This window comes from Ruminococcus flavefaciens MA2007 (genome assembly GCF_000621845.1).
GTDB classification, from domain to species: domain Bacteria; phylum Bacillota; class Clostridia; order Oscillospirales; family Ruminococcaceae; genus Ruminococcus; species Ruminococcus flavefaciens_E.
Genome location: NZ_JHXF01000013.1, coordinates 68663 through 94168, shown reverse-complemented (window position 1 = coordinate 94168; position 25506 = coordinate 68663). Strand labels below are relative to the sequence as shown.

The 25506-nt window shown below is 44.1% G+C and carries 20 protein-coding genes, 1 tRNA gene and 1 other annotated feature; of the genes, 12 read left to right on the top strand and 9 right to left on the bottom strand.

Going from position 1 to position 25506, the window contains the following annotated elements; translation table 11 throughout:
* Nucleotides 1-134: 134 nt before the first annotated feature.
* A complete protein-coding gene (locus T497_RS0107580) occupies nucleotides 135-1946 on the top strand; it encodes an immunoglobulin domain-containing protein (RefSeq protein WP_028515101.1) in 1812 nt (603 codons plus the stop codon).
* 192 nt (nucleotides 1947-2138) lie between these two features.
* On the opposite strand, the gene mscL is transcribed toward T497_RS0107580, so the two are convergent.
* Complete coding sequence (mscL, locus tag T497_RS0107575; protein WP_028515100.1) at nucleotides 2139-2537, bottom strand: large conductance mechanosensitive channel protein MscL; 399 nt, start codon at nucleotides 2535-2537, stop codon at nucleotides 2139-2141.
* A gap of 38 nt (nucleotides 2538-2575) precedes the next feature.
* Nucleotides 2576-4132, bottom strand: a complete 1557-nt coding sequence (locus T497_RS0107570) for a zinc ribbon domain-containing protein (protein WP_028515099.1) — start codon at nucleotides 4130-4132, stop codon at nucleotides 2576-2578.
* A 477-nt stretch (nucleotides 4133-4609) separates the two neighbouring features.
* Between T497_RS0107570 and T497_RS0107565 the strand changes: the two genes are divergently transcribed.
* Nucleotides 4610-5722 (top strand): M15 family metallopeptidase, encoded by a 1113-nt coding sequence (locus tag T497_RS0107565; protein WP_028515098.1) that lies wholly within the window; start codon nucleotides 4610-4612, stop codon nucleotides 5720-5722.
* A 161-nt stretch (nucleotides 5723-5883) separates the two neighbouring features.
* On the opposite strand, the gene T497_RS16175 is transcribed toward T497_RS0107565, so the two are convergent.
* Nucleotides 5884-7662 (bottom strand): peptidoglycan DD-metalloendopeptidase family protein, encoded by a 1779-nt coding sequence (locus T497_RS16175; RefSeq protein WP_080693323.1) that lies wholly within the window; start codon nucleotides 7660-7662, stop codon nucleotides 5884-5886.
* A gap of 204 nt (nucleotides 7663-7866) precedes the next feature.
* Between T497_RS16175 and T497_RS0107555 the strand changes: the two genes are divergently transcribed.
* On the top strand, nucleotides 7867-8391 hold the full coding sequence (locus T497_RS0107555; protein WP_028515097.1) for an S-ribosylhomocysteine lyase: 525 nt from the start codon (nucleotides 7867-7869) through the stop codon (nucleotides 8389-8391).
* Between the two features lie 306 nt (nucleotides 8392-8697).
* On the opposite strand, the gene T497_RS0107550 is transcribed toward T497_RS0107555, so the two are convergent.
* The 3 genes from T497_RS0107550 to T497_RS0107540 form a co-directional block, all read right to left on the bottom strand.
* Nucleotides 8698-9489, bottom strand: a complete 792-nt coding sequence (locus tag T497_RS0107550) for an RluA family pseudouridine synthase (protein WP_051530571.1) — start codon at nucleotides 9487-9489, stop codon at nucleotides 8698-8700.
* Nucleotides 9446-10315 (bottom strand): hypothetical protein, encoded by an 870-nt coding sequence (locus tag T497_RS0107545; protein WP_028515095.1) that lies wholly within the window; start codon nucleotides 10313-10315, stop codon nucleotides 9446-9448. The genes T497_RS0107550 and T497_RS0107545 overlap by 44 nt, the downstream gene beginning before the upstream one ends.
* Before the next feature lie 120 nt (nucleotides 10316-10435).
* Nucleotides 10436-11077: a histidine phosphatase family protein gene (locus T497_RS0107540; protein WP_028515094.1), complete on the bottom strand. Its 642-nt coding sequence runs from the start codon at nucleotides 11075-11077 to the stop codon at nucleotides 10436-10438.
* A gap of 211 nt (nucleotides 11078-11288) precedes the next feature.
* Here T497_RS0107540 and T497_RS0107535 point away from each other — a divergent pair, with 211 nt between their 5' ends.
* Both T497_RS0107535 and T497_RS0107530 read left to right on the top strand, forming a co-directional pair.
* Nucleotides 11289-12005 carry a helix-turn-helix domain-containing protein gene (locus T497_RS0107535; protein ID WP_024861164.1) on the top strand — a complete coding sequence of 239 codons (717 nt, stop codon included), beginning with the start codon at nucleotides 11289-11291 and terminating at the stop codon, nucleotides 12003-12005.
* A gap of 239 nt (nucleotides 12006-12244) precedes the next feature.
* Nucleotides 12245-12508: a binding site (T-box leader), on the top strand.
* A gap of 96 nt (nucleotides 12509-12604) precedes the next feature.
* A complete protein-coding gene (locus tag T497_RS0107530) occupies nucleotides 12605-13981 on the top strand; it encodes a TrpB-like pyridoxal phosphate-dependent enzyme (RefSeq protein ID WP_028515093.1) in 1377 nt (458 codons plus the stop codon).
* A 346-nt stretch (nucleotides 13982-14327) separates the two neighbouring features.
* Here T497_RS0107530 and T497_RS18475 read toward each other — a convergent pair whose 3' ends face one another.
* A complete protein-coding gene (locus T497_RS18475; protein ID WP_028515092.1) occupies nucleotides 14328-16559 on the bottom strand; it encodes a dockerin type I repeat-containing protein in 2232 nt (743 codons plus the stop codon).
* Between the two features lie 314 nt (nucleotides 16560-16873).
* On the opposite strand from T497_RS18475, the gene T497_RS0107520 reads away from it, so the two are divergent.
* Nucleotides 16874-17575, top strand: coding sequence for a hypothetical protein (locus T497_RS0107520; RefSeq protein ID WP_028515091.1), 702 nt, complete (start codon nucleotides 16874-16876; stop codon nucleotides 17573-17575).
* A gap of 27 nt (nucleotides 17576-17602) precedes the next feature.
* Here T497_RS0107520 and T497_RS0107515 read toward each other — a convergent pair whose 3' ends face one another.
* Nucleotides 17603-18265, bottom strand: coding sequence for a hypothetical protein (locus T497_RS0107515; protein ID WP_028515090.1), 663 nt, complete (start codon nucleotides 18263-18265; stop codon nucleotides 17603-17605).
* A 346-nt stretch (nucleotides 18266-18611) separates the two neighbouring features.
* On the opposite strand from T497_RS0107515, the gene T497_RS0107510 reads away from it, so the two are divergent.
* The 3 genes from T497_RS0107510 to T497_RS0107500 all read left to right on the top strand — a co-directional run bounded on the left by T497_RS0107510 (nucleotide 18612) and on the right by T497_RS0107500 (nucleotide 21751).
* Nucleotides 18612-19748, top strand: a complete 1137-nt coding sequence (locus tag T497_RS0107510) for a substrate-binding domain-containing protein (protein ID WP_028515089.1) — start codon at nucleotides 18612-18614, stop codon at nucleotides 19746-19748.
* Between the two features lie 407 nt (nucleotides 19749-20155).
* Nucleotides 20156-20231 (top strand) — tRNA-Thr (locus T497_RS0107505).
* A 101-nt stretch (nucleotides 20232-20332) separates the two neighbouring features.
* Nucleotides 20333-21751 carry a hypothetical protein gene (locus tag T497_RS0107500; protein ID WP_028515088.1) on the top strand — a complete coding sequence of 473 codons (1419 nt, stop codon included), beginning with the start codon at nucleotides 20333-20335 and terminating at the stop codon, nucleotides 21749-21751.
* A gap of 83 nt (nucleotides 21752-21834) precedes the next feature.
* On the opposite strand, the gene T497_RS0107495 is transcribed toward T497_RS0107500, so the two are convergent.
* A complete protein-coding gene (locus T497_RS0107495; protein ID WP_028515087.1) occupies nucleotides 21835-23010 on the bottom strand; it encodes a hypothetical protein in 1176 nt (391 codons plus the stop codon).
* 353 nt (nucleotides 23011-23363) lie between these two features.
* Here T497_RS0107495 and T497_RS0107490 point away from each other — a divergent pair, with 353 nt between their 5' ends.
* The 3 genes from T497_RS0107490 to T497_RS0107480 all read left to right on the top strand — a co-directional run bounded on the left by T497_RS0107490 (nucleotide 23364) and on the right by T497_RS0107480 (nucleotide 25504).
* Nucleotides 23364-24668 (top strand): AAA family ATPase, encoded by a 1305-nt coding sequence (locus T497_RS0107490; RefSeq protein ID WP_028515086.1) that lies wholly within the window; start codon nucleotides 23364-23366, stop codon nucleotides 24666-24668.
* Nucleotides 24669-24873: 205 nt separating this feature from the next.
* Complete coding sequence (locus T497_RS18470; protein ID WP_196243023.1) at nucleotides 24874-25026, top strand: hypothetical protein; 153 nt, start codon at nucleotides 24874-24876, stop codon at nucleotides 25024-25026.
* A complete protein-coding gene (locus T497_RS0107480; protein ID WP_028515085.1) occupies nucleotides 25016-25504 on the top strand; it encodes a RipA family octameric membrane protein in 489 nt (162 codons plus the stop codon). The genes T497_RS18470 and T497_RS0107480 overlap by 11 nt, the downstream gene beginning before the upstream one ends.
* Nucleotides 25505-25506: the final 2 nt, after the last annotated feature.

Below are 25506 nucleotides of genomic sequence, written 5' to 3'. Positions count from 1 at the left end.
GACAAATGACACCTTTTCAGGCTCCGATGAACGTGATATAATAAGACCATACCACACAGGGGGAACAAAGTTCAGGCGCCGAACTTGTTTATAAAAAAATATCAGGTTTATTTTAAAAATGGAGGTTGTCATATATGAAACAATTATCAAAAAAAGCGTTATGCTTACTTTCCACTGCCGTACTGTTCTGCGGCGCCAGTGCTATCCCTGCAAGTGCAGCAGAGACAGCTGAACCAACAACAGCAGCTTTTACTCAGATAACAAGAGAAAAAGACATTTTAAAGGAATTTGAGCTGGCGAAGGAGAATGATACCGCAAATGAGCTTGAGTTTGAAAAGGCTTTTAAAGGAAATGAGCTCAAGCCGATCGTTACTACTACCACTGCTCCCGTAAAGGAAATTGTGACTTTGCAAACTCTTCCTTCGGATGAATTCAGACCACAAAAGACTGGGCTTACAGGTTTAAGACCGCGCAGGACTACAACTACCACAACGACTACAACTACCACTACGACTACAACACAGAAGGCAACAACTACGACTGAGCCGAAGTGCAATCTCTCTTATACTCTTAATCTTAAAAGTTCTGTAATAAGCGGTTCTTCAGGCGTGTGTATGTGGGTAATGAAGAAGTCTGACTGCGTGATACCTGCAAATGCTACTGTCAAATATCAGTGGTACAACGGAAATACAGCTATCAGCGGAGCAACTTCAAGCGAATATACTACTTATGCAGCAGGAAGCTTCTGGTGCAAGATAACCGTTACATACAAAAACGGCACAAATACTATCACTAAGGTATTTAACACAGATAAATGCACAGTTACCGAAAAACTTGCCATAAAGACACAGCCAAAGGGCGGTACATTAACAAACAGCAGTCCCTCTTATACACTTTCTGTTACAGCTAAGGGCGGCACAACACCTTATAAGTATGAGTGGATAAAGAGCGGCACTGTAGTAGGCAGAAATCAGACCTATAAAGCTACATCAGGCGGCATATACAGGTGCAGGATAACAGACAGCAATGGCAATGTTGTAACCAGCATGAGTGCAACAGTTACAGATAATATCTTAAAGATATCCAAGCAGCCTCAGGACGCGCATATCTATACTAAAGGTGCAAGCTGTACTCTTTCTGTAGCAGCTACAGGCGGAAAGGCTCCTTATAAGTATAAGTGGTTACGTAATGGCGCTGATATTTCAAAGACTACATCTTCTATAACTGTTACTGATTATGGTAATTACAGATGTGAAATTACTGACGCTCTGGGCAACAAGGTCACATCAAATACAGCAACTGTATATTATGAGTATTTAAGAATAGATGGTCAGTTATTAAGAGCATGGGTATACTCATACAGCAAGCCGGCTGAGCTTTATGCTACACCAAAAGGCGGAACAGCTCCTTACAGATACCAGTGGACTCACGACGGTTATATCATGCCGAATACTACAGCTACAATAAAAGTCACAGAGCCGGGTTCATATTACCTTACAGTTTACGACGCTAAGAATGCAAAGGTCACTTCACAGGAAATTGTAGTAATTCAGAAAATACTCAGATTCACAACACAGCCTAAGTCATATAAATCAGATGAATACGGTGATTCCGCAACGCTTTCAGTAGGAGTTACAGGCGGTACAGGCACAACTTCATATGAGTGGCAGAAGTACAGCGGCGGTCAGTGGGTAACAGTTGGCTATAGACCTACACTTAAAGTCAACAGAAGCGATGCACACGAATATTACACAAGAGACAGTGACGTTTACTTACACGACGGTCACGGCTATTATAATCCGATACATTATTATACCCAGTATAGATGTGTAGTCAAGACATTATCATATTATGGCGATGTTGAAGCAGAGATAATAAGCAATACAGTAACTGTACGCGACGAGCAGAAGAGCGAGTACCTGAATTTCCAGTGGGCATTCTGGTAATACCTGAATAAACAAAAATATTTGTAATAATTCTTAATAAGGGTTCAATGAGATAAACAGAGCCTCCGCAATAGCGGAGGCTTTGTGCTGTGTTCGGACGATTCAGATGATAAATTGTAGGGGCTGGCGTCCCCGACAAAAAATTAGCATTCCGAAATGAAAAAGGGCGGATATTATCCGCCCCTTTACTGATCACTTCTTCTCGTTCTGTGCCTTGAGAAGGTCTCTTATCTCGGTGAGAAGAACCTCTTCCTTCGGAGGCTCAGCAGGCTTTTCTGCTTCCTTCTTCTTGCCGATGGACATTACCTTGTTTACTGCCTTGACCATGAGGAAAATGCAGAATGCCATGATGAGGAAGTTGATGATAGCTGTGATGAAGTGTCCCCAGTTGAGGTACTGACCTGTATCGCCAAGCTTAATTCTTCCTGCTACCTCTGCGCCGCCGATACAAGCGATGAGAGGATTGATGAAGTCCTCAGTAAGGGCTGTTACAATGTTTCCGAATGCGGCACCGATGATAACACCGACAGCCATATCCATTACGTTTCCTTTGAGTGCGAATTCCTTGAATTCCTGTAAAAACTTCTTCATTTTTTACAACATCTCCTTGATAGAATATAAAATAAAATTTATTTAATTTCCGGCAAGCCGGGAATTTCCGCTAAGTTAGTCTTTTTAGCCTTCATTTTTTCGGGAAGTTCTATAGCGTCTATTTCGTCGTTATAGGTCTTGGCTTTTTTAGGCATAGCCTCTACAGCGTGGTCAGGCTGAGCCATGAGAGACTCTTTGCGCGTTACCGTGTTCATTTCAAGGTCTGCGGCGTTAGCCTGCTTGGTTCCGCCCATGAGGTTCCATGACTTGTTGTCCTCTTTAGCGCGGAGCTGATTTGCGTCAACGTTTTTGGTCCCACCCATATAGTTAAGGTGGAGGGAATCCTGCTTTGCTTTCAGTTCGTCGGCGTTTGCAGTGCCTGCGGAGCGCATGAAATACTTGCTGTACTTGTCAGACTCGTTCTTCTTGAGGTCTCTTGCGTCAACAAGGGGAGTATCGCTCATATACGCCTGATTCTTCTTCTCGAAGCGCTTCATGCCCTCTATCTCGTCGCCGCGCTTTCCGAAGAAATCGTCCGCGGAGTCCATTTCGGCGTGTTCTGTAGCCTTGCCGCCGTCGAAAAACTCCCAGAAATCGTCGGGAACTTCGACCTTTTCCTTGTCCTCGACAGGAGGCGCAACGGGCTCGGGCTCAGGCTGTTCCATCTGAGGCTGAGCGAATACCATAGGCTGACCATAAACGGGCATACCGTTCTGGTCATAGCCGATTATCTGAGGCTGACCGTACATCATAGGCTGACCGTAAAGGGGCATACCATTCTGGTCATAGCCGATTATCTGAGGCTGAGCGTACATGACGGGCTGACCGTAAACGGGATTGCCGCTCTGGTCGTATCCGATGAGCTGAGGCTGAGCGTACATCATGGGCTGACTGAATACGGGCATACCGTTCATCTGAGCGCCGCCGTTCTGCGGTGGGATACCCTGCATAGCGCCCTGCGGAGCAGGTATTCCTGCCATAGTTCCTCCCTGTGGTGGAAGTCCCTGCATAGCGCCCTGCGGAGCAGGTATGCCAGCCATAGCTCCTCCCTGCGGAGGAAGTCCCTGCATAGCGCCTTGTGGAGCAGGTATGCCAGCCATAGCTCCTCCCTGCGGAGGAAGCCCCTGCATAGCGCCCTGAGGAGCAGGTATGCCTGCTATAGCTCCCTGTGATGGAAGCCCCTGCATCATGCCCTGAGGCGGTATGCCAGCCATTCCGCCCTGTGGACGGAAGCCTGCATTCTGCATCTGTGCCTGTCTTACTGCCTTTGTTTGTTCGGGGAGTGTGACTCTTCCTGTGTCAAGGTGTGGTATAAATGGCTCGTCAATACTGCTGAAATCAAATTCCTCGTCGGAATCGTTCAGTTCGGCTGCGGTATATAAGTCGGAGGACGAATCTCTCGAAGGTTTGTCGCTGATAGTGAAGGTCCCGCTGCCGAGGGTAAAACCGCCGTTTGCAGAATCCTCTTCAGAATGATAGCCGCCCATATCGACCTGTTCAATATTAATATCCTGCGGATTTTCAAGATTGACGCCGCATTTCACGCAGAACCTGAAACCCGCTTCGTTTGCTGTTCCGCACTGTGGACATTTCATAAACATCACTCCTTACAGCGAAAATACAGAAAAAACACAGAGCCATCATAGCTTGGAGCGGTGGTTTGTAAAGCCGCTCATATACGGCTCTGCCTATACTTTCACAAATATATTATAGCATTAATTTAATTCATTTTCAAGGGCTTTATAAAAGATTGTGCAATACGGTGATGAACGCAGGCTTTTTTTGTATACAATAACTCTATATGAGGATTTTATGAGATATTTTGACTTTTGACAGGCTTTTTGTGAGAACGCAGGTTGTTGAAAGAGTACAGTTTTTGCATTCATATATTTGGGCATATACCGCAATTTTACAAATATAACCCCGAAAGACTATATTTTTGCCGCGAAATATGATATAATACAATTAAACGTCCCGATATTCGTAAAAAGAGAGATAGAAAGAACAAAAGGCACGGCAGTATCAGGACTGCCGAAAAAGAGCTGCAAATGGCAGCGGAATGGAGAAGACGTATGTCTAAAAATAAAAAGATAAGCAAGGAAAAAAGCATAAGACGTGCAAAGACCATGACAGAAATAGTCATCAGCCTTGTTCTTGTCGGAGCAGGCGGATTTTTTGTCAGAAATGCAATGAAAGAAGCCAAGGAGGTACAGACCTCCCCTTATTTTGACGATAAGGATATAGAGGTAACGGATAGCGAGAGCACTACTGCTCCCGATCCGAACCAGATAATATTTGAATCAAAGTCAGTTGATACCAAGGACAAGTTCCGCGGAGACCTTATCCTTGTAAATGAAGACCACGAGTATTACAGCGGCGACGAGGATCTCGTCAGCATTATAGAGATGAACGAGAAAAATGAGTGCACCTGCTTCTCGGCAGTAGACTCTACCTATACCATACTCAGTCAGGTCTATGAGCCAATGGCACGTATGATACAGGATTTCTCGGACCAGTACAACAATGACAAGCTCATAATCTACGGCTCATACCGTACCAAGGAGTTCCAGCAGCAGCTCTATGACGACGATGTTGCCCAGTCCGAGGACGGAAAGTCCACAAAGGTGGCAAAGCCGGGCTTCAGCGAGCATGAATCGGGACTTGCTTTCGATTTCACAGAGGCTGACAACTACGATTACGACGGTACAGGCGATTATGCGTGGCTCAACGCAAACTGCTATAAATACGGCTTTATCGTCCGCTACAGAAAGGCTAAGGAAAAGATAACCAAGATAGAGGACGAGCCGTGGCATTTCCGCTATGTAGGCGTTCCCCATGCCTATTATATGGACTCAAACGACCTCTGCCTTGAGGAGTACATCGACCTTGTCCGCAATCACCCGTATGACGGCGAGCACCTTGAATTCAAGGACGACAAGGACGTGGAATACGAGGTATACTTCGTTAAGTCAGACGACGGCGCAGAAAAGACCACAGTTCCTGTGCCGAACGGTTTAAGATACGAGATATCGGGAAATAACGTTGACGGCTTTATCGTTACGGTGTACAAGAACAAGAAACCGCTTGTTGAGGAAGTTTCTACCAAGTCCTTTGAGGACGTATCCGTGACAAGTACCGAGAACGACACCGACAGCGAAGAGACCTCTGGTGAAACAGAAGAATAACATGACGGGCGTGACTTGTGTCACGCCCGCTTTTACGTAATAAGTACCCAACGGGACGCCGAGGGCGGCGTCCCCTACATCATAGTTCTCCTCACTACTTACTATTCACTACTCACTACTCACTAAAAACAGCCTTAGAGTTCATCTCTAAGGCTGTTTTGTCAGTTCTTCTTACTCTTTTTGTCCTTATCCTTGCTGTCCTTTTTGTCTCTGTCGTCGTTGAAGCTGTCAACAGTGTTCAGATACAGCGCAGGATCAAGGCATATACCCTCGTGGCGCACCTCAAAGTGACAGTGCGAGCCGTCGGAGTTACCTGTGTTTCCGACCTCTCCGATAAGCTGACCGCGTGCCACGAACTGTCCCTCAGTTACCAGAACAGCGCTCATATGACCGTATACCGTCTGATAGCCGTCGGTATGACCTATCTGTACGAAATAGCCGTAGCCGCCTGTATTCCAGCCTGCGGAAACTACCTCGCCGTCGGCTGCCGCATATATCTCTGTACCTGTGCTTGCGGCGATATCCATACCCTTGTGGTTTCTTGTGCCGCCGAATATATCGCTTACCCAGCCGCCGTCTACAGGCCAGCCGAATTCTCCCGAGCCCGTAAGAACAGTGCTTGAGCTGTCAGGTCTTGCGGCGTAAATGCCGATTCCTATCTTTTCTACAACAGGTTCACGGGTTATCTTTGTGCTTATGGTCTTGCGCGAGTACTCCTTGCCGTCGATGTAAGTTACCTCGATGTGGCTGGTTTTCTCGCCGCGTCTGCCCTTTACGAGGACATCTCTGATGCCTGCGTTAAGGGAGCTGGTCTCCACCTCGATAGTCTCATAATCGAGGAATGATATAGGATCAATTTCACGGACGTACTGTATAGGCAGGTAGCTCTCGGTCTCGACAACGTTTACGAAAGTGCCCTTGCGGCAGTTGTTCTTGATATCGGGATTGAGCTCTATGAGCTTGTCGTAGTCCATGTTGTATTTCTGAGCTATGGTAGCTGCTGTATCACCGCGCTTTGCGATATAAACGGCTTTTTTCTCCTTTGAGGAGGTCAGCAGGTCGATAGCCTCCTGTTTTTCCATGACGCTGTCCACAAGGTAGATACCGTGGGAGTACTCGATACTGTTCTTGTACTCGATATCCTTGACTATGCCGTCAACACGGAAGTTGAGTATCCTCTCGTTAAGGGCGTCCTGTATGGGCTCCTTGTCCTTGACAGCGCCTATGAACTTTCCGTCGATATAGATGCCGTAGGCTTCTGTAAGGGCGTGGTCTGAGGCTTCAAGCATTTCGTTGGCAAGCTGAGCCGAGGAAACTATGGTATCGTTTTCGTTTATGATCTTCAGCGAATACTTAGCCGAAAGGTCTATGGGCTCGTCGCTGTCGTGGTAGGCGATTCTCTGCTGGACTTCGCGCTCGGCTTCCTCAAAGTCAGCCTCCGCGGTTATCATGCCTATCTCTCTGCCGTTGTACTCAACGCTGAGACCGTATTCAAGTCCCGAGCCGTAGCGGATAATGCCCACAAGGAACACTATGGAAAGAGTAGGCAGGATATAGTTGAAGGCGGTGTAGAAAACTCCGTCCTCGCCGAAAAGATATGAGCACCAGAACTCAAAGAGAGCCTTTTTGTACTCCTCTTCGCCCTCTTTTTTGGCTTTGTTGACCTTTCTGGTCATATCCTTGTTTATATTGAAGCGCTCGCGGAAGGGCGCTGTAAGCTCCTTTATAACCCAAAGGAAGAATTTCAGTATAGAAACGCCAAGGCTGAGAAGCTCAGAAAGAATGAACTTAACGCTTTTCAGCAGTCCTGTGAAAACAGCTGTGATAGTTTTTGCGGCAAAGCGTCCGAATTTTTCAAAAAAGCCCGAATTACTGCGGGAATATGACTTCTGCGGATCGCCGTAGCGCCTGTAGAATTCCTCGCGGCTTTTTCTGTCCATTGCACCGTCTCCTTTCTTCCTTTTTACGTAAGCAAATTATATTATAACACATTTTATTTGAAATATCAAGAAATATGCTGAAAAATACTAATCCTACAAAACATATCGGAAAAGTTTCTGCATTTCTATTGACAGGGAAAAAGGGGTATGATATAATGTAAATGTTGAAAAAACAATGTTTTTCATTTGAAAGGAGATATAAATATGGACCTTATACCCAGCTTTTCCGTTGACCACACTAAGATAATCCCGGGTATCTATGTCAGCAGAGTGGATACTCTTGGAGATAATATGATAACTACTTATGATGTGAGAGTCACAAGACCAAATATCGAGCCTCCCGTTGATGTGGCAGCAATGCACACTCTGGAGCACCTCATCGCTACTTACCTGAGAAACGACGACGAATGGAAGGATCAGGTAATATATTGGGGACCTATGGGCTGTCTGACAGGCTTTTATCTTATTCTTAAAGGCAATCACAAGCCAAGTGAGGTATGCGGACTGCTCATCAAGGCGTTCAGATCAGTCGAGGACGCAGAGGACGTTCCGGGTTCATCAGCAGTAAACTGCGGCAATTACCTTATGCATAACCTTGTTTTTGCTAAATGGTATGCACGTAAATTCGCTGATTACCTGACCGAGAATGCAAACGATCCTAAGATATTCGAGTATCCCAAGTCCGAAAGACTTGTTACCGACGACGGCCGCAATTTCTACGATTCATGATATAAACTATCCCCGAAGCGCTAACCGTGATACCCATATAGAAGTTTATAGTTATTTATCGGGGGAAACCTTTCTGAGGAAAGGTTCTCCCCCGAACCCCTTTCCAAAGACTTTTAGCTGATTTTTTCTATAATAGAGCCCCCTATAGTAATATAGGGGGGCAAGTTTTTATATGGGCTCTATTATAGAAAAAATGAAATAACGGTCTTGAAAAGATACGAGAAAAGCCTTTTATCAAAAGAGTTCTCTCAATAATAAGCATAAAATTTCTGTGTAAGTACTATGTTTACCGCTTCGGGGATAGTTTTATGTATGGTCAAACAGTCTTTTTATATCCTCGGGCAGTTCTGAGGTAACGGTAACAGGTTCACCTGTCAGCGGCTCGCGGAAGCTTAGCTGACCGCAGTGGAGCGCCTGTCTCGGTATATCGCCGCGGAGTCCGCCGTAGAGGTCATCGCCAGCGAGGGGAGCTCCGATATGAGCGAAATGTACCCTTATCTGGTGAGTACGTCCTGTTTCGAGGTGTATCTCCGCAAGGGAGTACCTCTCGTTCATCATCAGCCTCTTGTAATGGGTAACGGCTCGCTGTCCGTCCTCGCGGACGCAGCGCAGTATTATGGACTCGCGCTCTCTGGCTATGGGAGCGTCTATAGTGCCGCTTTCGGGGATAGCTCCGTGTACGGCGGCGTAGTAGACCTTCTCGCAGCAGCCCTGCAAAAGCTTTGCTGCGTGGGCGTCTTTGGCGATAATGCAGAGTCCCGAGGTGTCGCGGTCAAGCCTGTTCACCGAGCGGAATGTGAGCTCGGGATAGAGAGAAGCGAAGTAATTCCCGAGAGTGTCGCCCTGATGACGAATGGACGGGTGAACGGGCATACCGCTGGGCTTGTTGAACACCACAAGGCTGTCGTTTTCATAGGCTATCGGCACATTAAGGCTTGGATTCGGCTCTAAGAAGCTGTCGTCCTCCAGATTCAGGACTATTACCTCGCCTTTTTGAACCATATCTATGCTGCGGACAAGCTGACCGTTTCGGGTAATGCCGCCTTCCTGCCGTTTAAGCTTCGTCAGCAGCCGCCTTGATACGCCTTTTTTTGCCAAAAGGAATTTTTCCAGAGTTATGGGACTTTCGGCGTCTACCGTAAGCTCTATCTGCTTCAAGGTATTCGTCCTCCTTGATAAAAATGTCGATACTGAGTGAAAAAGCGGTCATCAGCTTTGTAAGTGCGTAGGGAAGTCCTGCAATTGTCAGCATTTGGGGCAGATACACCGCCAGAAGCCGCAGTAATACGCTTTTTCTGCCGCGCATGAAGCCTACCGAGAATATCATAGCCCTAAAAGCTGTCATCTTCGGGAATCGCACTAAAATGTAAGGCACAGCGGCAAAGCTGAGCTTCAGCGAAAGCCATAAAATGACCGATACTCCTGTGAGAAACAGGGCGTTTGCCGCAAGAAAAGCCTCCCGAGGGCTCAGCTTTTCGCCTGTTAGTCCGTATGCGGCAGTTCCGAAGAACACCGCAGGAGCAAGTGCAAGAAGTCCCACGGCTTTTGTCCACAGCGCCGCGGAAATGCTGCGCTTGAAGGTGCATTTTCTCAGCAGTATCCGCGAAAAGGCTTCACAGCGCTTTTGCGGCAGCTCCGAGGTCATTCCGTAAAGGCGGTACGCCGCCGCATACATAAGGGGAGCTGTAGTCAGCAGCCGCAGAAGCGTGCTCGCCGCTGTTACTCCCAGCTGTACGGGACTGCTGCCGCCGAAGAGCCGTATAGGCTCGATATTGCCGAAATACAGCAGCATACTGTACACCGCCGCCTCTGCGAAGCGGAAGAAGAGCTCCGCGCCGAGAGGGAGAATGCATATCATCATAGTCCGTGCCCGTCTGCCTTTGAGCAAGCCCCGTGAAAAGCGGATAAGCTCCCGAATTTTCATATCTGCGCCTCCGAAAAATGGTTTTGCAGATATTATTGCCAAAGCATGGCATATTATTCAGGGGCGTTTATATTTGTTTTTCGGCTTGCGGACTGCCAAAAGCAGCCACCCACAGATTTATCAATACTCGTCGTCGGCTTCGTCAAGCTTCTCGTAGGGGCAGTAGCCAAGTATCTCGAATGCCTGTGAATTCAGCCACATCTGAGCTGTTACCATGAGCTCGAAGCCCATGCCGAAGTCGCAGCTGAGCGTTTTCGGATCATATTTGGGCAGTCCGAAGCAGCTGAGCATATTTGAGATGATACCACCGTGAGTGATAACGGCGCAGTGGGTGAGCCCCGACTCCATCATGTCCATGATTATGGCGTGGAGCGCTTTATAGCAGCGGGCGGTCATTTCCTCAAGACTTTCGCCGTTCGGGGGACGGTTGTCCTTGCCGCCGCGGAGCCACTTGTTGTAGTCCTCGCGCTTTGCAAGCTCGTCAATGCTCTTGTTCTCGAAATCGCCGAAATTCAGCTCTCTCAGGTCGTCTACGGGGACTACCTCTGTGTAGGGAAAGAGTATATCGGCGGTCTCGGTACATCGTTTGAGGGGCGAGGTGTATACCCTGTGAACGGTGGGGTAGTCAAATTCGTCCATTTTTGCAGCAAGGTCTGCCGCGCCCTTATTTGACAGGGGCACATCAGTCCTGCCGATGTAAACGCCCTTTTCGTTTGCCTCCGTCATGCCGTGACGGAGAATACTTATCCTGTAACCTTTCATGACTTCTCCTTTGCGTTGAATATATCGGCAATCATACCGATAGGATAATATGCACAAAAATACTGCTCGTTTTTTTAACTGTTAGTAAAATTCACGAAAAATACTACAAATTTCCACAAATAGTTTCACGTTTTTGTGTATTTACAAATTATACATTTTGTATTATAATAATAGTAACAGATTTTAAAATAATCTTTTAGGAGGAATTTCAATGAACTCGGATTTCGCAAGAATAATAACACTGCAGCGTAAGGAAAGACACATCAGTCAGAAGCAGGCTGCTACAGATCTGGGCATATCTCAGGCACTGCTCTCTCACTATGAAAAGGGTATCAGAGAATGTGGTCTGAATTTCCTTGTTAAGATCGCTGATTACTATAATGTTTCCTGTGACTATCTCCTTGGAAGAACTCCCGAGCCAGAGGGCAAGACTATCACTATCGAGGATATCCCTGATGACGACGGAAACAACAGCATGAAGATGCCTTCTCCCGAGATCATCAACTTCAACAGACGTATCATCAACAACTCTATCAGTCTGCTTTTCAGCCTTGCGCAGAAGGCAAACAGCATTACCCTCATCAAGGAGGTATCATCGTACCTCATGCTGTCTGTTTATAAGCTCTTCCGTATCGTTTACAATGCGAATCCACATAACGACCAGAAGCTCTTCCGCATACCCAAGGTGATCGCAAACGACAGTGCAAATGCTATCGTATCCATGAGTGAAGCCAACATCAAAGCCGCGTCCAGCGGAATCGCCCTTGACGGCAACGACTGCGTCGATAATTTCGATACCCTCTATGTTACTACTGCGACCTTGCAGAAGGACTACGCCCAGTACTCGTCATCGCTCCTTAACCTTATCAAGCGAAGCGAGGAAAGTATCTCGCGTACCCGTGCAAAGTACAGAAGCGATATCAAGTAACTGCGTATCCGCAGGGACTGTTATACTATTATAGCACGTTTGCAGGCAGTTGAAAAGTCCTTTTTTGATATTTGATATACCGTTTTCTATGGATATTTATCTGAAAAGGCTATATAATGCGTGATATTTTGAAGTTTCACAACAGTTTTTTTCTGCTCATTGCTTAAATATTCGGCGCTTTTGGAGAATTTGGACCTATCCCCTTGACATCATAGCTCTGCTGTGTTACAATTTACTATAGTAAACCAATGAAGAAGTGTAAGTAGCTCTTGTGTGAGCATTTCAGAGAGCCTGCGGCTGGTGCGAGCAGGTATGCGAAACAGGTGTGAATGGGCTTCCGAGGGCGAGCTGAAGAGGGGGACTTCAATAGGGGGAAACTCTTGTGTAGGCAAGACGCAGAGGTCTGCGTTATCAAAACCTTTGTATTTGTGTACATGATGAGAGGACGCTGAAAGCGTCAAGCAGGGTGGCACCGCAGAAGTAGTTATGCTTCTGTCCCAGCATTTTTGCAGGGACAGAAGCTTTTTTGTGTCCTTGTATCTCGTTGTTATAAGCCGACAAATCTTTATTATTACAGAAAAGGAGATATTATTATGTCAATGTCAGATGAAAAGATCCCTTACAAAATTTATCTTGAGGAGAACGAGCTTCCAAAGCAGTGGTACAATGTACGCGCTGATATGAAGAAGAAGCCTGCTCCTCTCCTTAATCCTGCTACAGGCAAGCCCTGTACTTTAGAGGACCTCAGCCACGTTTTCTGTGAGGAACTGGCTAAGCAGGAGCTTGACGAGAATACACCTTATATCGATATCCCACAGGAGATCCAGGACTTCTACAAGATGTTCCGTCCGTCTCCTCTCGTAAGAGCTTACTTCCTTGAGAAGAAGCTTGGCACACCTGCTAAGATCTACTACAAGTTCGAGGGCAACAACACCAGCGGAAGCCACAAGCTCAACTCTGCTATCGCTCAGGCTTACTACGCTAAGAAGCAGGGCCTCAAGGGCGTTACTACAGAGACAGGTGCTGGTCAGTGGGGTACAGCTCTTTCAATGGCTTGCTCATACTTCGACCTCGACTGCAACGTTTACATGGTTAAGGTAAGCTTCGAGCAGAAGCCTTTCCGCCGCGAGGTTATGCGTACATACGGCGCAAAAGTAACTCCTTCTCCTTCAAACACAACTGAGGTAGGAAGAAAGATACTTGAGGAATTCCCCGGTACAGGCGGAAGCCTTGGCTGCGCTATCTCTGAGGCTGTTGAGGCTGCTACAACAAAGGAAGGCTACCGTTACGTTCTCGGAAGCGTTCTTGCACAGGTACTCCTCCACCAGTCAATCATCGGTCTTGAAGCAAAGGCTGCTATGGACAAGTACAACATCAAGCCCGATATCATCATCGGCTGTGCAGGCGGCGGTTCAAACCTCGGCGGACTTATCTCACCATTCATGGGCGAAAAGCTCCGCGGCGAAGCTGATTACCGCTTCATCGCTGTTGAGCCTGCTTCATGCCCGAGCCTTACAAGAGGTACATACGCTTACGACTTCTGCGACACAGGTAAGGTTTGCCCGCTCCAGAAGATGTATACACTGGGCAGCGGCTTCATGCCTTCACCAAACCACGCAGGCGGTCTCCGTTACCACGGCATGAGCGCTACACTCTCAGAGCTCTACGATCAGGGACTCATGGAGGCTACTTCCGTTGAGCAGACAGCTGTATTCGCGGCTGCTGAGATGTTCGCAAGAGTTGAGGGTATCCTTCCTGCTCCTGAGAGCAGCCACGCTATTCGCGTTGCTATCGACGAGGCTCTCAAGTGCAAGGAGACAGGCGAGGAGAAGACTATCCTCTTTGGTCTTACAGGTACAGGCTACTTTGATATGTACGCTTACGGCGCATACAACGACGGCAAGATGAGCGACTATATCCCGACTGACGAGGAAATTGCAAAGTCAATTGCAAACCTCCCCAAGATCGAGGGCTGATATTGAAAAAGGGACTTCCGCAGGGAAGTCCTTTTTTAGCCGTTAACCTGTAGGGGGCGATGCCTAACAGGCACCCGTACCCTCTGTCCTGCGGACATCTCCCTGTACTACAGGGAGTCACCCACATCGCCCCGTGAGTTGCGAATCAATATGACGGGCTGATGTGGGCATCAGCCCCTACAAAAAAAGCTCCGCGTTTGCGGAGCTTTTTGCGATTATTATTCAACTGCAAAAAATTCGACTAATTTAAGGTCGATATTCTTTTCTTTAAGGAAGTTTTCCAGCTGTGTGCGAGTTTTTTCGGAATCAGCGTACTTTACAAGAACAGTCTTGTTTTTTCAAGATTTTATGTGTCAGCTGCCGTTATGCTGAATTTCTCGCCGTCCTTGACTTCCATATATCGCAAGCCGTCAGAGCCGTCTGCTATATAGACAATGTCATTTCCTGCGATTTTAAAGCGGTTGGTGATAGTTTTTCCTTCGCCCTCGTTTTTCTCGGTAAGGATAACAGTATCTCCCGATATTTTCCATGTTCCTCCGCCGAGATAGCTGCTCAGAACTCCCGGAGAATATAAAAATGTACCGTCTTCATTGAATTCGATATTGCAGTAGCCACCGAAGCCCTCTTTTTCATAATAAAACTTCTTTCCTGCCAGTGAAGCGCTGCCAGCCTTTTTGAATGTGACCGATAAAACTCCCTTGGTATTCTTATCGGTTTTGGTGATGACCAGAGTTCCGAGGTCTACGGTCTTGCCGTTTTCCTCGCCTGTTATCTTTACCTCGGCTTTATAGTCGTCGGAGAGTCTTCCATTTTCGGGAGCAAAGCATACCTTGCCGATCCTGCCCACAGTGTAGGTCTTGCCCACGTCGTTGATAGAGCCTAAACCGCCGCCTTGATAGTTATATATTCTGAATTTGCCGTTTTCAGTGCTGACAGTAACGGGATACTTTGGCGACTCAAACTTGAACCACACGCCCATTCCGGTAAGGGCGCTGCTTGCCTGATCGTAGCTGCTCACCATAGCCTCATCGGCTTTCATTTCAACATAGTCTGAGCCGTATTCGGGGATAGTGGTATTGATCTTTACCTTAGTTTCGTCGCTTTCTGCGATATCTGTGCGCTTGAAGCGGATAACGCCGTATTCGTAGACTATCTCGCCTATCTTTTCCTTAGGCTCTGTTTTGATATGTACAAAGCTGCCTGAATCTTTATAAGCAGCCTTGTATACGCACAGCTTGCCGTTTTCTACAGCCAAGGTCATGTCATCATTAAAATAATCAGAACAGAAATAGAACTCGGTATCTTCCGATGTGTCGAAGCAGCTAACCTCTGCATGATTCATTCCCGAACCGTATGAGAATGTAAAATAGAGCTCGTAGTTTCCGTCCTTGTTGAGGTCGGCAACAGCAAAGGAAATTGTTCCCGGACCGCCGAAGCTTGATTCGAGAAGATATGTCTTGTCCTTGTAAACAACGTAGCTTTCGCATGACTTTGTGAACTTGAATACTGTAAAGCCGAACTTTTCCGTTATTTTAGACGGAGTTACGTTATAAAGCTCGTCTTCTTTATAGTCATTCGCTATTTTGGTATTGTTTGCAAGGAACTCCTCGACGCCTGTCTTTGTGGGTTCCATTTCAAAGGTAACGATACCAGAAGCGTCAAAGCCGTTTTCGTCATCAAGTCCGAGAAGCTTTCTCTGGATAGCCAGAGCGTCATTCACAGTCATGCCGAAGCCGTCCATATCCGCGTTTATATTGCCCTGTGGGGTAAGGTGAACGTATGCAGTGCCGTTTATGCCATATCTGTTGGGATTTGCCAGAGCCTGCATAATGAGAACAACGTCTGCCATATCGACCTGACCGTCACAGTTTGCGTCGCCCTTTACCGTGGCAAGAAGTGTTGTAACACTTGTAGTCACAGTTGTGGTTTTAGCAGCTGTGGTTGTTGTTTTGGCTGTTGTCGTTGTTGTTTTGGCAGTTGTCGTTGTTGTTTTAGCAGTTGTGGTTGTTGTTTTGGCTGTTGTAGTTGTTGTTTTGGCTGTTGTAGTTGTTGTTTTGGCTGTTGTAGTTGTTGTTTTTGCTGTTGTAGTTGTTGTTTTAGCTGTTGTAGTTGTTGTTTTAGCTGTTGTAGTTGTCGTTTTTGCAGTTGTTGTCGTTGTTGTTGCGGCTGTGGTTGTGGTAACGGTGTCTGTTTTTGCATATTTGCTTATGAATGCACTGACATCGCCTGTTTTCACATCGACGTATGTCTCGGTGTCTTTGTAGCAAAGCCATACCGCATCGGGACGAAGATCCGGCTCGCCGCATATCACAAGGAAGAGGTCGTTTCCAAAATCTATTTTGGCAAATCGGGTGAAGGCTATGGTGCTGCGCCAGTTTATGTCATATCCTGAAAAGTCCGTCCATGTTAAGTTCTTGCCCTTTTTTGCGAGCTCCTTTACATCGTCGAGAGTCATAGCCTTTGCGGTCTGCTCTGTATCGCTGTCAGCGGCGATGACCGTTGCAGGCATAACATTGGCGGATACCGCGCTTCCGAAGCACATAGCCGCCAGCGCCAATGCCAGAATTTTATTTTTCATAGTATCAGCTCCTTTTCTTGTTTTTTATTCCCCGTTTCTGTATTTATTCATATCTTTCTTTTATAATACAATATAAATGCCGTGAAATCAAGAGTTTTTTGTTAATTACAGATAAAAACAATGCATAAGCTATATGCAAAAAGCTCCGCCCGCATTTGGGCTGAGAGCTTTTTCACGGCTATTTTACACTAAAAAACACTTACTCATAAATAAAGTTTGTGAATTATTTGACTTGAATATTTTGCGAAAAACGTGTATCATATATTTTGTATTCGTATAAACAAGCTTTTTTATTGAAAGAAAGAGGTAACATTATGAAAAAAAGAATTATAATGTGCATCATAGCTTCTGCAATGATATGCGGCAGCCTTGCTTCATGCGGCGACAGCGTAGGCACAGGCAGCAGCAAAAAGACAGAGACAACAACAGCTGCTTCAACTACAGAGGCGCCCACAGAGGCTGCGTCTGAGGAGAGCAAAGAGGCAGCAGAAACTACAGCTGCACCTGAAAGTCAGGCAGAAACATCGGCAGTTTCAGACGAGCTTATCGCAGAGGCTGCAAAGGTGCTCAACAACCTTAATGCTGTTGACTACATCGGCGGCGGCTCAAGCGTTGAGGTAGATGAGAGCGCAGTTCTAAACGTTGATAATAAGTACCCATATACAAAGGTAACAGATTCACGCTTCAGCAGCGTTGAAGAGGTAAAGAAGTATGTTACGGACGCAGTTTGCGGAAGTCTTCTTGAATCAAGATATAAGTGCATTTATGAGGGCGAGCCTGCAATGTTCACAGACAGCGACGGTTCACTTTGGTTCTTGCAGGGCGCAAGAGGCTGCGGATTTTCGTTCAACAGCGATCCTGTAGTTTCCGATGTTACAGAGGATTCATTCACTATTACGGCAAAATTCGACGATTTCGGAGCTGATTCCACAATGGTCGTAAAGGCTGTAAAGGAGAACGGTCTCTGGAAGGCAAGCTCATTCAGTGTAAACGGCGGCGAAGAAAACAGAAGATAATAAAAAAGCTCCCACCGGGAGCTTTTTTTACTTTATTTTCTTGATATGTCTGTACTTGAAGCGTCTCACCATGTAGTATATCATGGAGAAGAAGTCCTTGCCAAAGAATATTATGATGTTTATTATCGAGAGTATGATAAATATTCTGGTAGTGCCGTTTCCCTTAACGAAGTCGTACAGCAGCACGATACCGTCAACAAGCGCTAGCCATTTTGCCTTTATCGGCAGAACAAAGAACGCCAGAAGCTGTTCGTTAGGGAAGAGTATTGCGAATGCAAGGAAGAGGCTCAGGTCAAGATAATAGTTGGTGGCATAGCCTAATATGAAGCCTGCGGCGATACAGCCCAAGATTCCCGTAAAATAGAATATGTTGAACTTTAACGCGCCCCATTTGTATTCCAGCGACGAACCCATGAACCAGTAGAAATAAAGTATTATGGGGATAAATATCCACAGAGTCGGCGGCGGCAGGAATACAAACGATATCACTCGCCATACCTCGCCGTGGAGTATCTTGTATCGGTTAAAAGACAGAAGCTCCAGCAGATTTACGGTGTTATTCGGATTTGTCACAAGGATAAAGTCTGCAATAGTCACAACAGCCATGCCAAGAACTATATAGAGCATTAGATTTGATATTGCGAATTTCCTGCATTTTCGTTCGATTTTATTAAGATATTGATTCAGCATGATAGCTCCTCAGTTTCAATGATTTTTTTTAGTATATCACGGATACAGTGCTTTTGTCAAGGCGAAAAATGCGTTTTGATACCTTATTTGCCGCGGCTTCGCCGATAAGCTCCGAATACAAACGGAGCGGCGCTCATATGCATATATATATAGGCGCTTAAATGTAAAATATAACTGTTTGAACATATATCAGTGTTTTTGCTCAGTCATGAGCAAAGGTTTTGAATGTTTTATACAAATCATCAGTCTTTAACTTGACATATTGTGTTTTATATAGTAAAATTAATGTAAGAAGGCATAGTGAAAATGATTTTTAGGGGTATTAAAGTTTAAGGAGGATTTCTCTATGAAAAAATTATTGGCTGCTGCGGCTGCACTGGCTATCTGCTGCTCAGTTGCTTCATGCGGCGAAAAGAAAAACGATTCTCAGACAACAACAAGCAACACAAAGAAAACTATCGGCATTGCAATGCCTTCCAAGGAGCTTGAGCGCTGGAATAACGATGGCGAATCACTGAAGTCTCAGTTTGAAAAGGCAGGATATAAGGTTGACCTCAGATTCTCGGAGAATAACGCTGATAAGCAGAATGAGGATATCGGCGGTATGCTCAGTGACGGCGTTGACCTTCTCCTTATCGCCGCAGTTGACGGAAATACCCTTTCCGATACTCTTGCAGGCGCAAAGGACAAGAATATTCCTGTAGTCGCTTATGACCGCCTTATCATGAACACCGACGCTCTTACATATTATGTTTCCTTCGATAACCTTACCGTTGGTAAGCTTCAGGGCGAATATGTAAAGAATCAGCTCCACCTTACGAGCACTACTTCAGAGTACAATATCGAGTTCGTTGCAGGCGACGAAGGCGATAATAACGCACGTTACTTCTATAACGGCGCTTATGACGTTCTGAAGCCTTTCATTGATAACGGAACTCTCCACATCCAGTCGGGCAAGAATACCTTTGAACAGGTTGCTACCCTTGGCTGGACTACAGAAAATGCAGAGAAGAATATGAAGGCTACTCTTGCTTCAAGCTATACAGGCGATACTCCTATTGATATAGTTCTCTGTGCTAACGATTCAACTGCTCTTGGCGTTGCTAATGCTCTGGCTTCTGATTATAAGGGCAGCAATACTCCTATAATCACAGGTCAGGACGGCGATATCGCTAACCTTAAAAATATCGTCGACGGAAAGCAGTCAATGACAGTTTATAAGAACGTTCACGACGAAGCAGCCGTTGCTTTCGGTGTGTGCAAGCAGCTCCTCGACGGAGAGATACCAACATCTAAGCTGGCAGCAAGCTTTGGCGATATCAAGGTCAATTATGACAGCGAGTCCTACAATAACGGCGTAAGATACGTACAGTCTTATCTGCTGGTTCCTTATGTTATCACTAAGGATAATTTACAGCTTCTTGTAGATACAGGCTTCTTTAAGTGGGACGGCGAGAATAAATACCTCGAAGCTGCTGAATAAGCATTATACGAAAGGACTTCCGATAGGAAGTCCTTTTTTATGCCTGTTATAAATAAGAGGGAAGTACTTGACTTTTAACAGGCTTTAGTGTATAATATTAATGTTGTGAATGTATGATTGGCTGGATATTTGCTTGTGCAGCACAGCTGGCAGTGCAGCGAATTTGCTGAGCAGACGACCGCTGCCAGTGGCAGATGAAGGGAGTTTGCGAAGGGAAGAAATATGGAGCAATGAGAGCGAAAGCGAAGCAGTGCGACTTATTTCTGACCGACAATATTCAGGTCTACCTCTAAAATTTAATAGTCGCTTGTGTAGCACAGCTGGTAGTGCAGCGCATTCGTAATGCGCAGGTCGCAGAGTGATTTTAAAGAGACAGCCGTGCAGACCTTACAAAATATAATAGATATGCTAGTGTGGCGCAGCTGGTAGCGCAATTGATTCGTAATCAATAGGCCGTCGGTTCAAATCCGATCACTAGCTCCAAAGAACCGCTTAGGAATTCGCCTGAGCGGCTTTTTGTTATTGTTTTATTCAGTATTTTATAGAATAATAAAATTATCGTAATATGAGATGGAGGGGTTAAAATGCAGAATAATTTGTTAGTGGGAAATGGGCTTGACATTCAACTTGGCGGTTTTGATTATTTAAATAAGTGGATAATAGCGCGGATGCTTGCCAAAGCCAAAATGGGTAAGTATGATAGCCTATTTAATGGAATAATAAGTGGTGATGAAATTGTTGAGCTGTTTTGTAATATGCCATCAATAGCAAGAGATGTTCAGAATAAAAAATATGATACTGTGCCTGATAAATCTTCTGATAAAAAAATTGCAGAATTATTAAAATCAGCAATTATGGATTTTCGCAATACCTATTCAGATGATATAACAAGTATAGAGCAATTAGGAATGGAAGATATTATTTTGATGTTTCAAATATATTTGCTTGATAATAATGAGTTGTTACCATATTACAAAGCAGCAAAACAGGGGTATTGCCAAATGCTCCTTGATGCGATATACTGTGAAGGTAAAATACAGACACTAAGCATTCCTAAGGCGGCAAAATGTTATTTCTTAAATTTTGATAACATTTTTTCTTTAAACTATGACAACTCTTTAGAGAAAAGCCTTAATAGAAAAGTACTGCATTTACATGGGGATTATAAGACCATATACCATTCCGAAAATCATAAAAACGCTCTTGGTTATTTTCGTCACAAGAATAAAACTGCAAACAAGTATCTTTCAACATTAAAACAGTGTAATTGCAATGGTATTCTTGATTTTAGCGGAGATATGAAGTACTCATTTGCGACAACTTGCACTCAAGATTTTAAATGGTTTGAAAATGTAAAAAAAGAGATTAATAGTGGAAAATTAAACATAGATGATTTGATGCGTACACTACAACCTGATCAACGCGAAATGCTAACTATAGGCATAGAGAAAGATTTATATTGGGGCGACAATTATTACTTTGATGTTTTTGAAAACATGACAGGCAAATTGACTATTATAGGATTAGCACCAAACAATGATAGCCATATTTTCAAGTGCATAAACAAAAGCAATGTGGAAAATGTTATTTTTTATCGTTTTGGCAACGAAAGTGAGGCTGACTTCAAATCAAAACTTAAGATCACAAAACCAGTTGAGATACGTGATGTAAAACAATTGTGGGTTGATTTACATATTTCTCAACCAGATGTAAAAAAAATCACTTTATCAAGCCAACAATATGAGCTTGTAAATGCATTTTGTCCGCAATCGAAAATCTCTTTTGATGATCTATTGAAACAAATAAATTCAATTCCGACAACCACGAGAAGAATTATATTTGAAATGATGAAATATGAAATCAGTAAAGAAAAGTATCATGTTACTCCTGCAACTAAAGAAGAACAGTTCAAACAGTTCATTAGTTTCGGAAAAACATTAGAAGTATCATCACTGTCGCCACAAGCGTTATGCGTATTATATCTTAACTATTTAAGCAAATGAATGTTATAAACAGCCAAGGCAGTTTTTATAAACTCAAAACGGCAGGAAGATTTCTTCCTGCCGTTAATCTGACTGTATCATTTTTATTGTATAAAAACAAGAAATCCCTTGGTAAACGCATCAGGCAGCAAGAACTGCTTCTCGCCTTCCTTGAAGTGAACTATAACATACTTATTAGACTTATACTTTTTGACAACAGTGCCGACGCCGAACATTTTATGTGACACCTTTACGCCGACTTTGACTTTTGAAACGTCAAAGGATTCGGCTTTAGGTTTCGCAGGAGAAGAAGGCTTCTTTGGCTTATTATCAGGAGTAGGTATGCCATACTGTGCAGTAACAAGTTCCTGTTTGGGAGCAGCTTTTGTAACAGCAGCGGCAATAGTGTCTGTTGGAGACTCATCGCTCTCAGGAGTATCCATAGTAGCCTGCTGATTATAAAACAGTTTCTCGTATTCCTCACGGCGGATAACAGTATCCCAGCCGCCGATTTCATCGCTTTCGTGCTTGTCGATACCCGTGTAAACAAGGCTTGCGTCCTCATAACGCTTGAACTTGAATATAGCATCGTTCATAAGGCTCGCATTGAATACGCCTATTGAGCACAGCAGCTCAAAGTCCTTAACATCAAGACCTGTGAACTTCTTGAAAAGTCCAGGCTCAAGCTGAGTGATAACATCTTTTAGTGAACGCTCACGGTAGTCGGTGAGGTACATAAATACAGGCACACGAGTGGCGAATTTGATAAGTTTCTCCTGTATCTGCTTACGGAGTGACTTGTACTCTTTTTCCTCTTCGGTAAGCTCTTTTTTCTCCTTGGGAGTAAGCTTGTCCGTGCCTTCCTTTTTAGCTTTCTTAACAGCCTCGGACTTATTGATAATGGTTTCGATATCTTGATTAAGGCTTCTGAATCCCTCGATACGCATAAGTGCGTCGAGGGCGTCTTTATTATTAATAAGTCTTTGCAGCGTATCATTATCAACATTTACAAGTAACGCCGACTCCCAACGCTTTGCGAGAAGTGTAGCAGATGTTCCTGCCATTGCAATATCAAGCACGTCCTGCGCATTGATAGCTTTCATAGTTGAGCCGTCATAAGCCAGAACAGGCAGGAAGCTGATGAACTCAGCTACCTTCTTTTCGGGATTGGACTCGTCAACATTCAGACGGCAGGAGTAGTCGAATATCTGACGGAGAGCACGATCAAGAGCAAAGTCGAAAACGTAGCACTCGCTCAGTATCTTGAGAAGTATCCTCATGTTGATATAAGACTTATGGGATTTCCAGATAATTGGAAGGGTTACTTATAAGCCTATGTAAAGTAAAATTTGAAAAAGCAGCCTATTTTTAATGAAATAAGCTGCTTTTGTTATAATGATCAAAGGTTTTACTTATTTTAGAGATTAAGGCACTTGTTACCGCAGGTTTTATACGGTAAGTCGAATAAACTGCGAACTACTACATTGTTGCACATTTTCTGTACAATACCGCGACAATGCGTGAAGTTTCTCTTGTATTAAAGCGAAAAAATGCAAAAAAACGCAAAAATCGACATTAACTCTTGACAAAGCGATGTAGATAGTGTATAATATAATGCGTGGAGGTGGCCGCTATGAAAAATGCCATTCTTAAGTCAATATCTGCAACCAATTTCGGACCATTTAACAGTACAATAACTTTTGATATGGAGACGTCAGTTCCTAAGGGGCAGGTTATTAATAATCATACTTTTATTGCTGGTGACAATCAGCGTTTTAACAAAATCGCATATATTTATGGTGCAAACGGCTCTGGTAAGTCTAATTTCTGCAAAATTATTTTGCAGATACAGAGGGCTATCATGCTGTCGCCGATAAGAGCTTCAAACAATCTTCAACTTCTCGATATGCTTCCACTCAAGGATGAGTTAGCTGTTCAGAGGAATCATTTTAAGTTTGATGTATCCGGCAAGGGCCGAGCCACATCATATTTAGTACAAATCCTTATCAAAGATGTGCTATATACCTATTCTTTTTCAATAGCAGAAAACCATGATGTTATTTCAGAGAAGCTTACGAAAAAGAAGCGGCGCACAGAAATCATATTGGAGCGTACATCTCCAAAGTATGAAAGTATAACGCTAAAGTCAGAGCTAAAATCTTTTGAGAATAATGTTCATGTTGTTAAAGACAATGCGCTATGCCTCTCTATGGCTTCGTTTTTAAATAATGAACTGGCAACCATAATAGTATCAACTATCACAAATATTCAGGTTGTTAATATGGCAGCTTTGAGAGGACTTTCAAATCTAAGTGAAGAATCATTTTCTGATGAACAAAAAGAGAAATATCTTAAAATTTTAAAAAGTGCCGACCCCACTCTTGAAGATATTCAAGTTGAATTTAACGAAGAAAAAGTTGAAAAACGAGCACTTGATTCAGAGGACTTTGAAAATCGAGCAGTAGTGTTGAAAAGCGTTAGAGTGGATGTTAAATCAACACATAATATCTATGATAATCATAAGGCAGTAGAGAGAAGCGTTCTTCCGTTTTTACAAATAGAGTCTAATGGAACTATAAAACTACTAAATATATTGCCAACTATTTTTGATGCTCTTAGTACGGGTAATATTCTTATAGTTGATGAGATTGAAAATGGACTTCATCCTACTGTAGTGAAAAAAATGATAGAGCTGTTTTATAATCCGGAAACTAATCCATATAACGCCCAATTGATCTGTACAACGCATAACTTATTGTTGATAAATGATGCTGTTCAGCGAGATGAAGTATGGCTAATGGACAAGAACGAATTCGGTGAAAGCACAATGAAACACATTAGTGATTTCACTGGAATAAGAAGTCATGACAGATTAGGCCAGAAAATGATTGAAGGCGCTTTTGGGGCAATGCCAAGCATCATTGACAATACGCAATAAAGCGGTCACATGAAAAAAGATGCCCGTGTGAGGGGCATCTCTTAAGTTGACAAAAGCATATCACATACGAAATGAGGTACTAATGTCAGTCTGAACATCTGTAATTATACCACATTTTCTCACAGAATGCAATAGTTTTTTGTCGACAGAAAGTAAAATTTAAGCGTGTGATCTCTTTAAATATATTTTAAGGAGAGTGGTCTTAATGGCTACAAAGACAAAAACCCCTGTTTCGGGTCAGTATAAACCCGTTGGCTGCAAGGCGGAGATTACGCTTATTAAGGGCAAAACCGTTCCTCCAACGCCCAAGGGTGCGACTACATTCGTACTCGTCGATAAGACTAAGCATGGAAAGTGAGGCAGTAAAGGCATTGAAACTTAAATCAGTCAAAAAAGAAAAATATAACGGCGATTTTGAGTGTGCTGTTCTTGAACAATGGAAAACATGTGTGGATATGGCGAATAACAACACCGAAAAACGCAGTAATTCTAATAATATCTACATTACGATTAATGCGGCTCTCTTGGCAGTTATTTCATTTTCGCTTGATTTAAAGAGCATAATTCTTGCTGTCGTAGGTATTGTTATTTGTGTTTTGTGGATTAAAACAATCAAGAGCTATACAATACTGAGTACCGTTAAATATGGTATTGTGAATGAAATTGAAAGGAAGCTTCCGTTGCGACCATATACATATGAGTGGGACAAATTGGAAAATGAATATAAATATCCTAAGCTCACCTCAATAGAAAAAGCTATACCATGGCTATTTATTATCCTATTTTCTGTTTCATTTCTTATTCCCGTGGTTAAGTTTATCATAGACAAAATATGAGG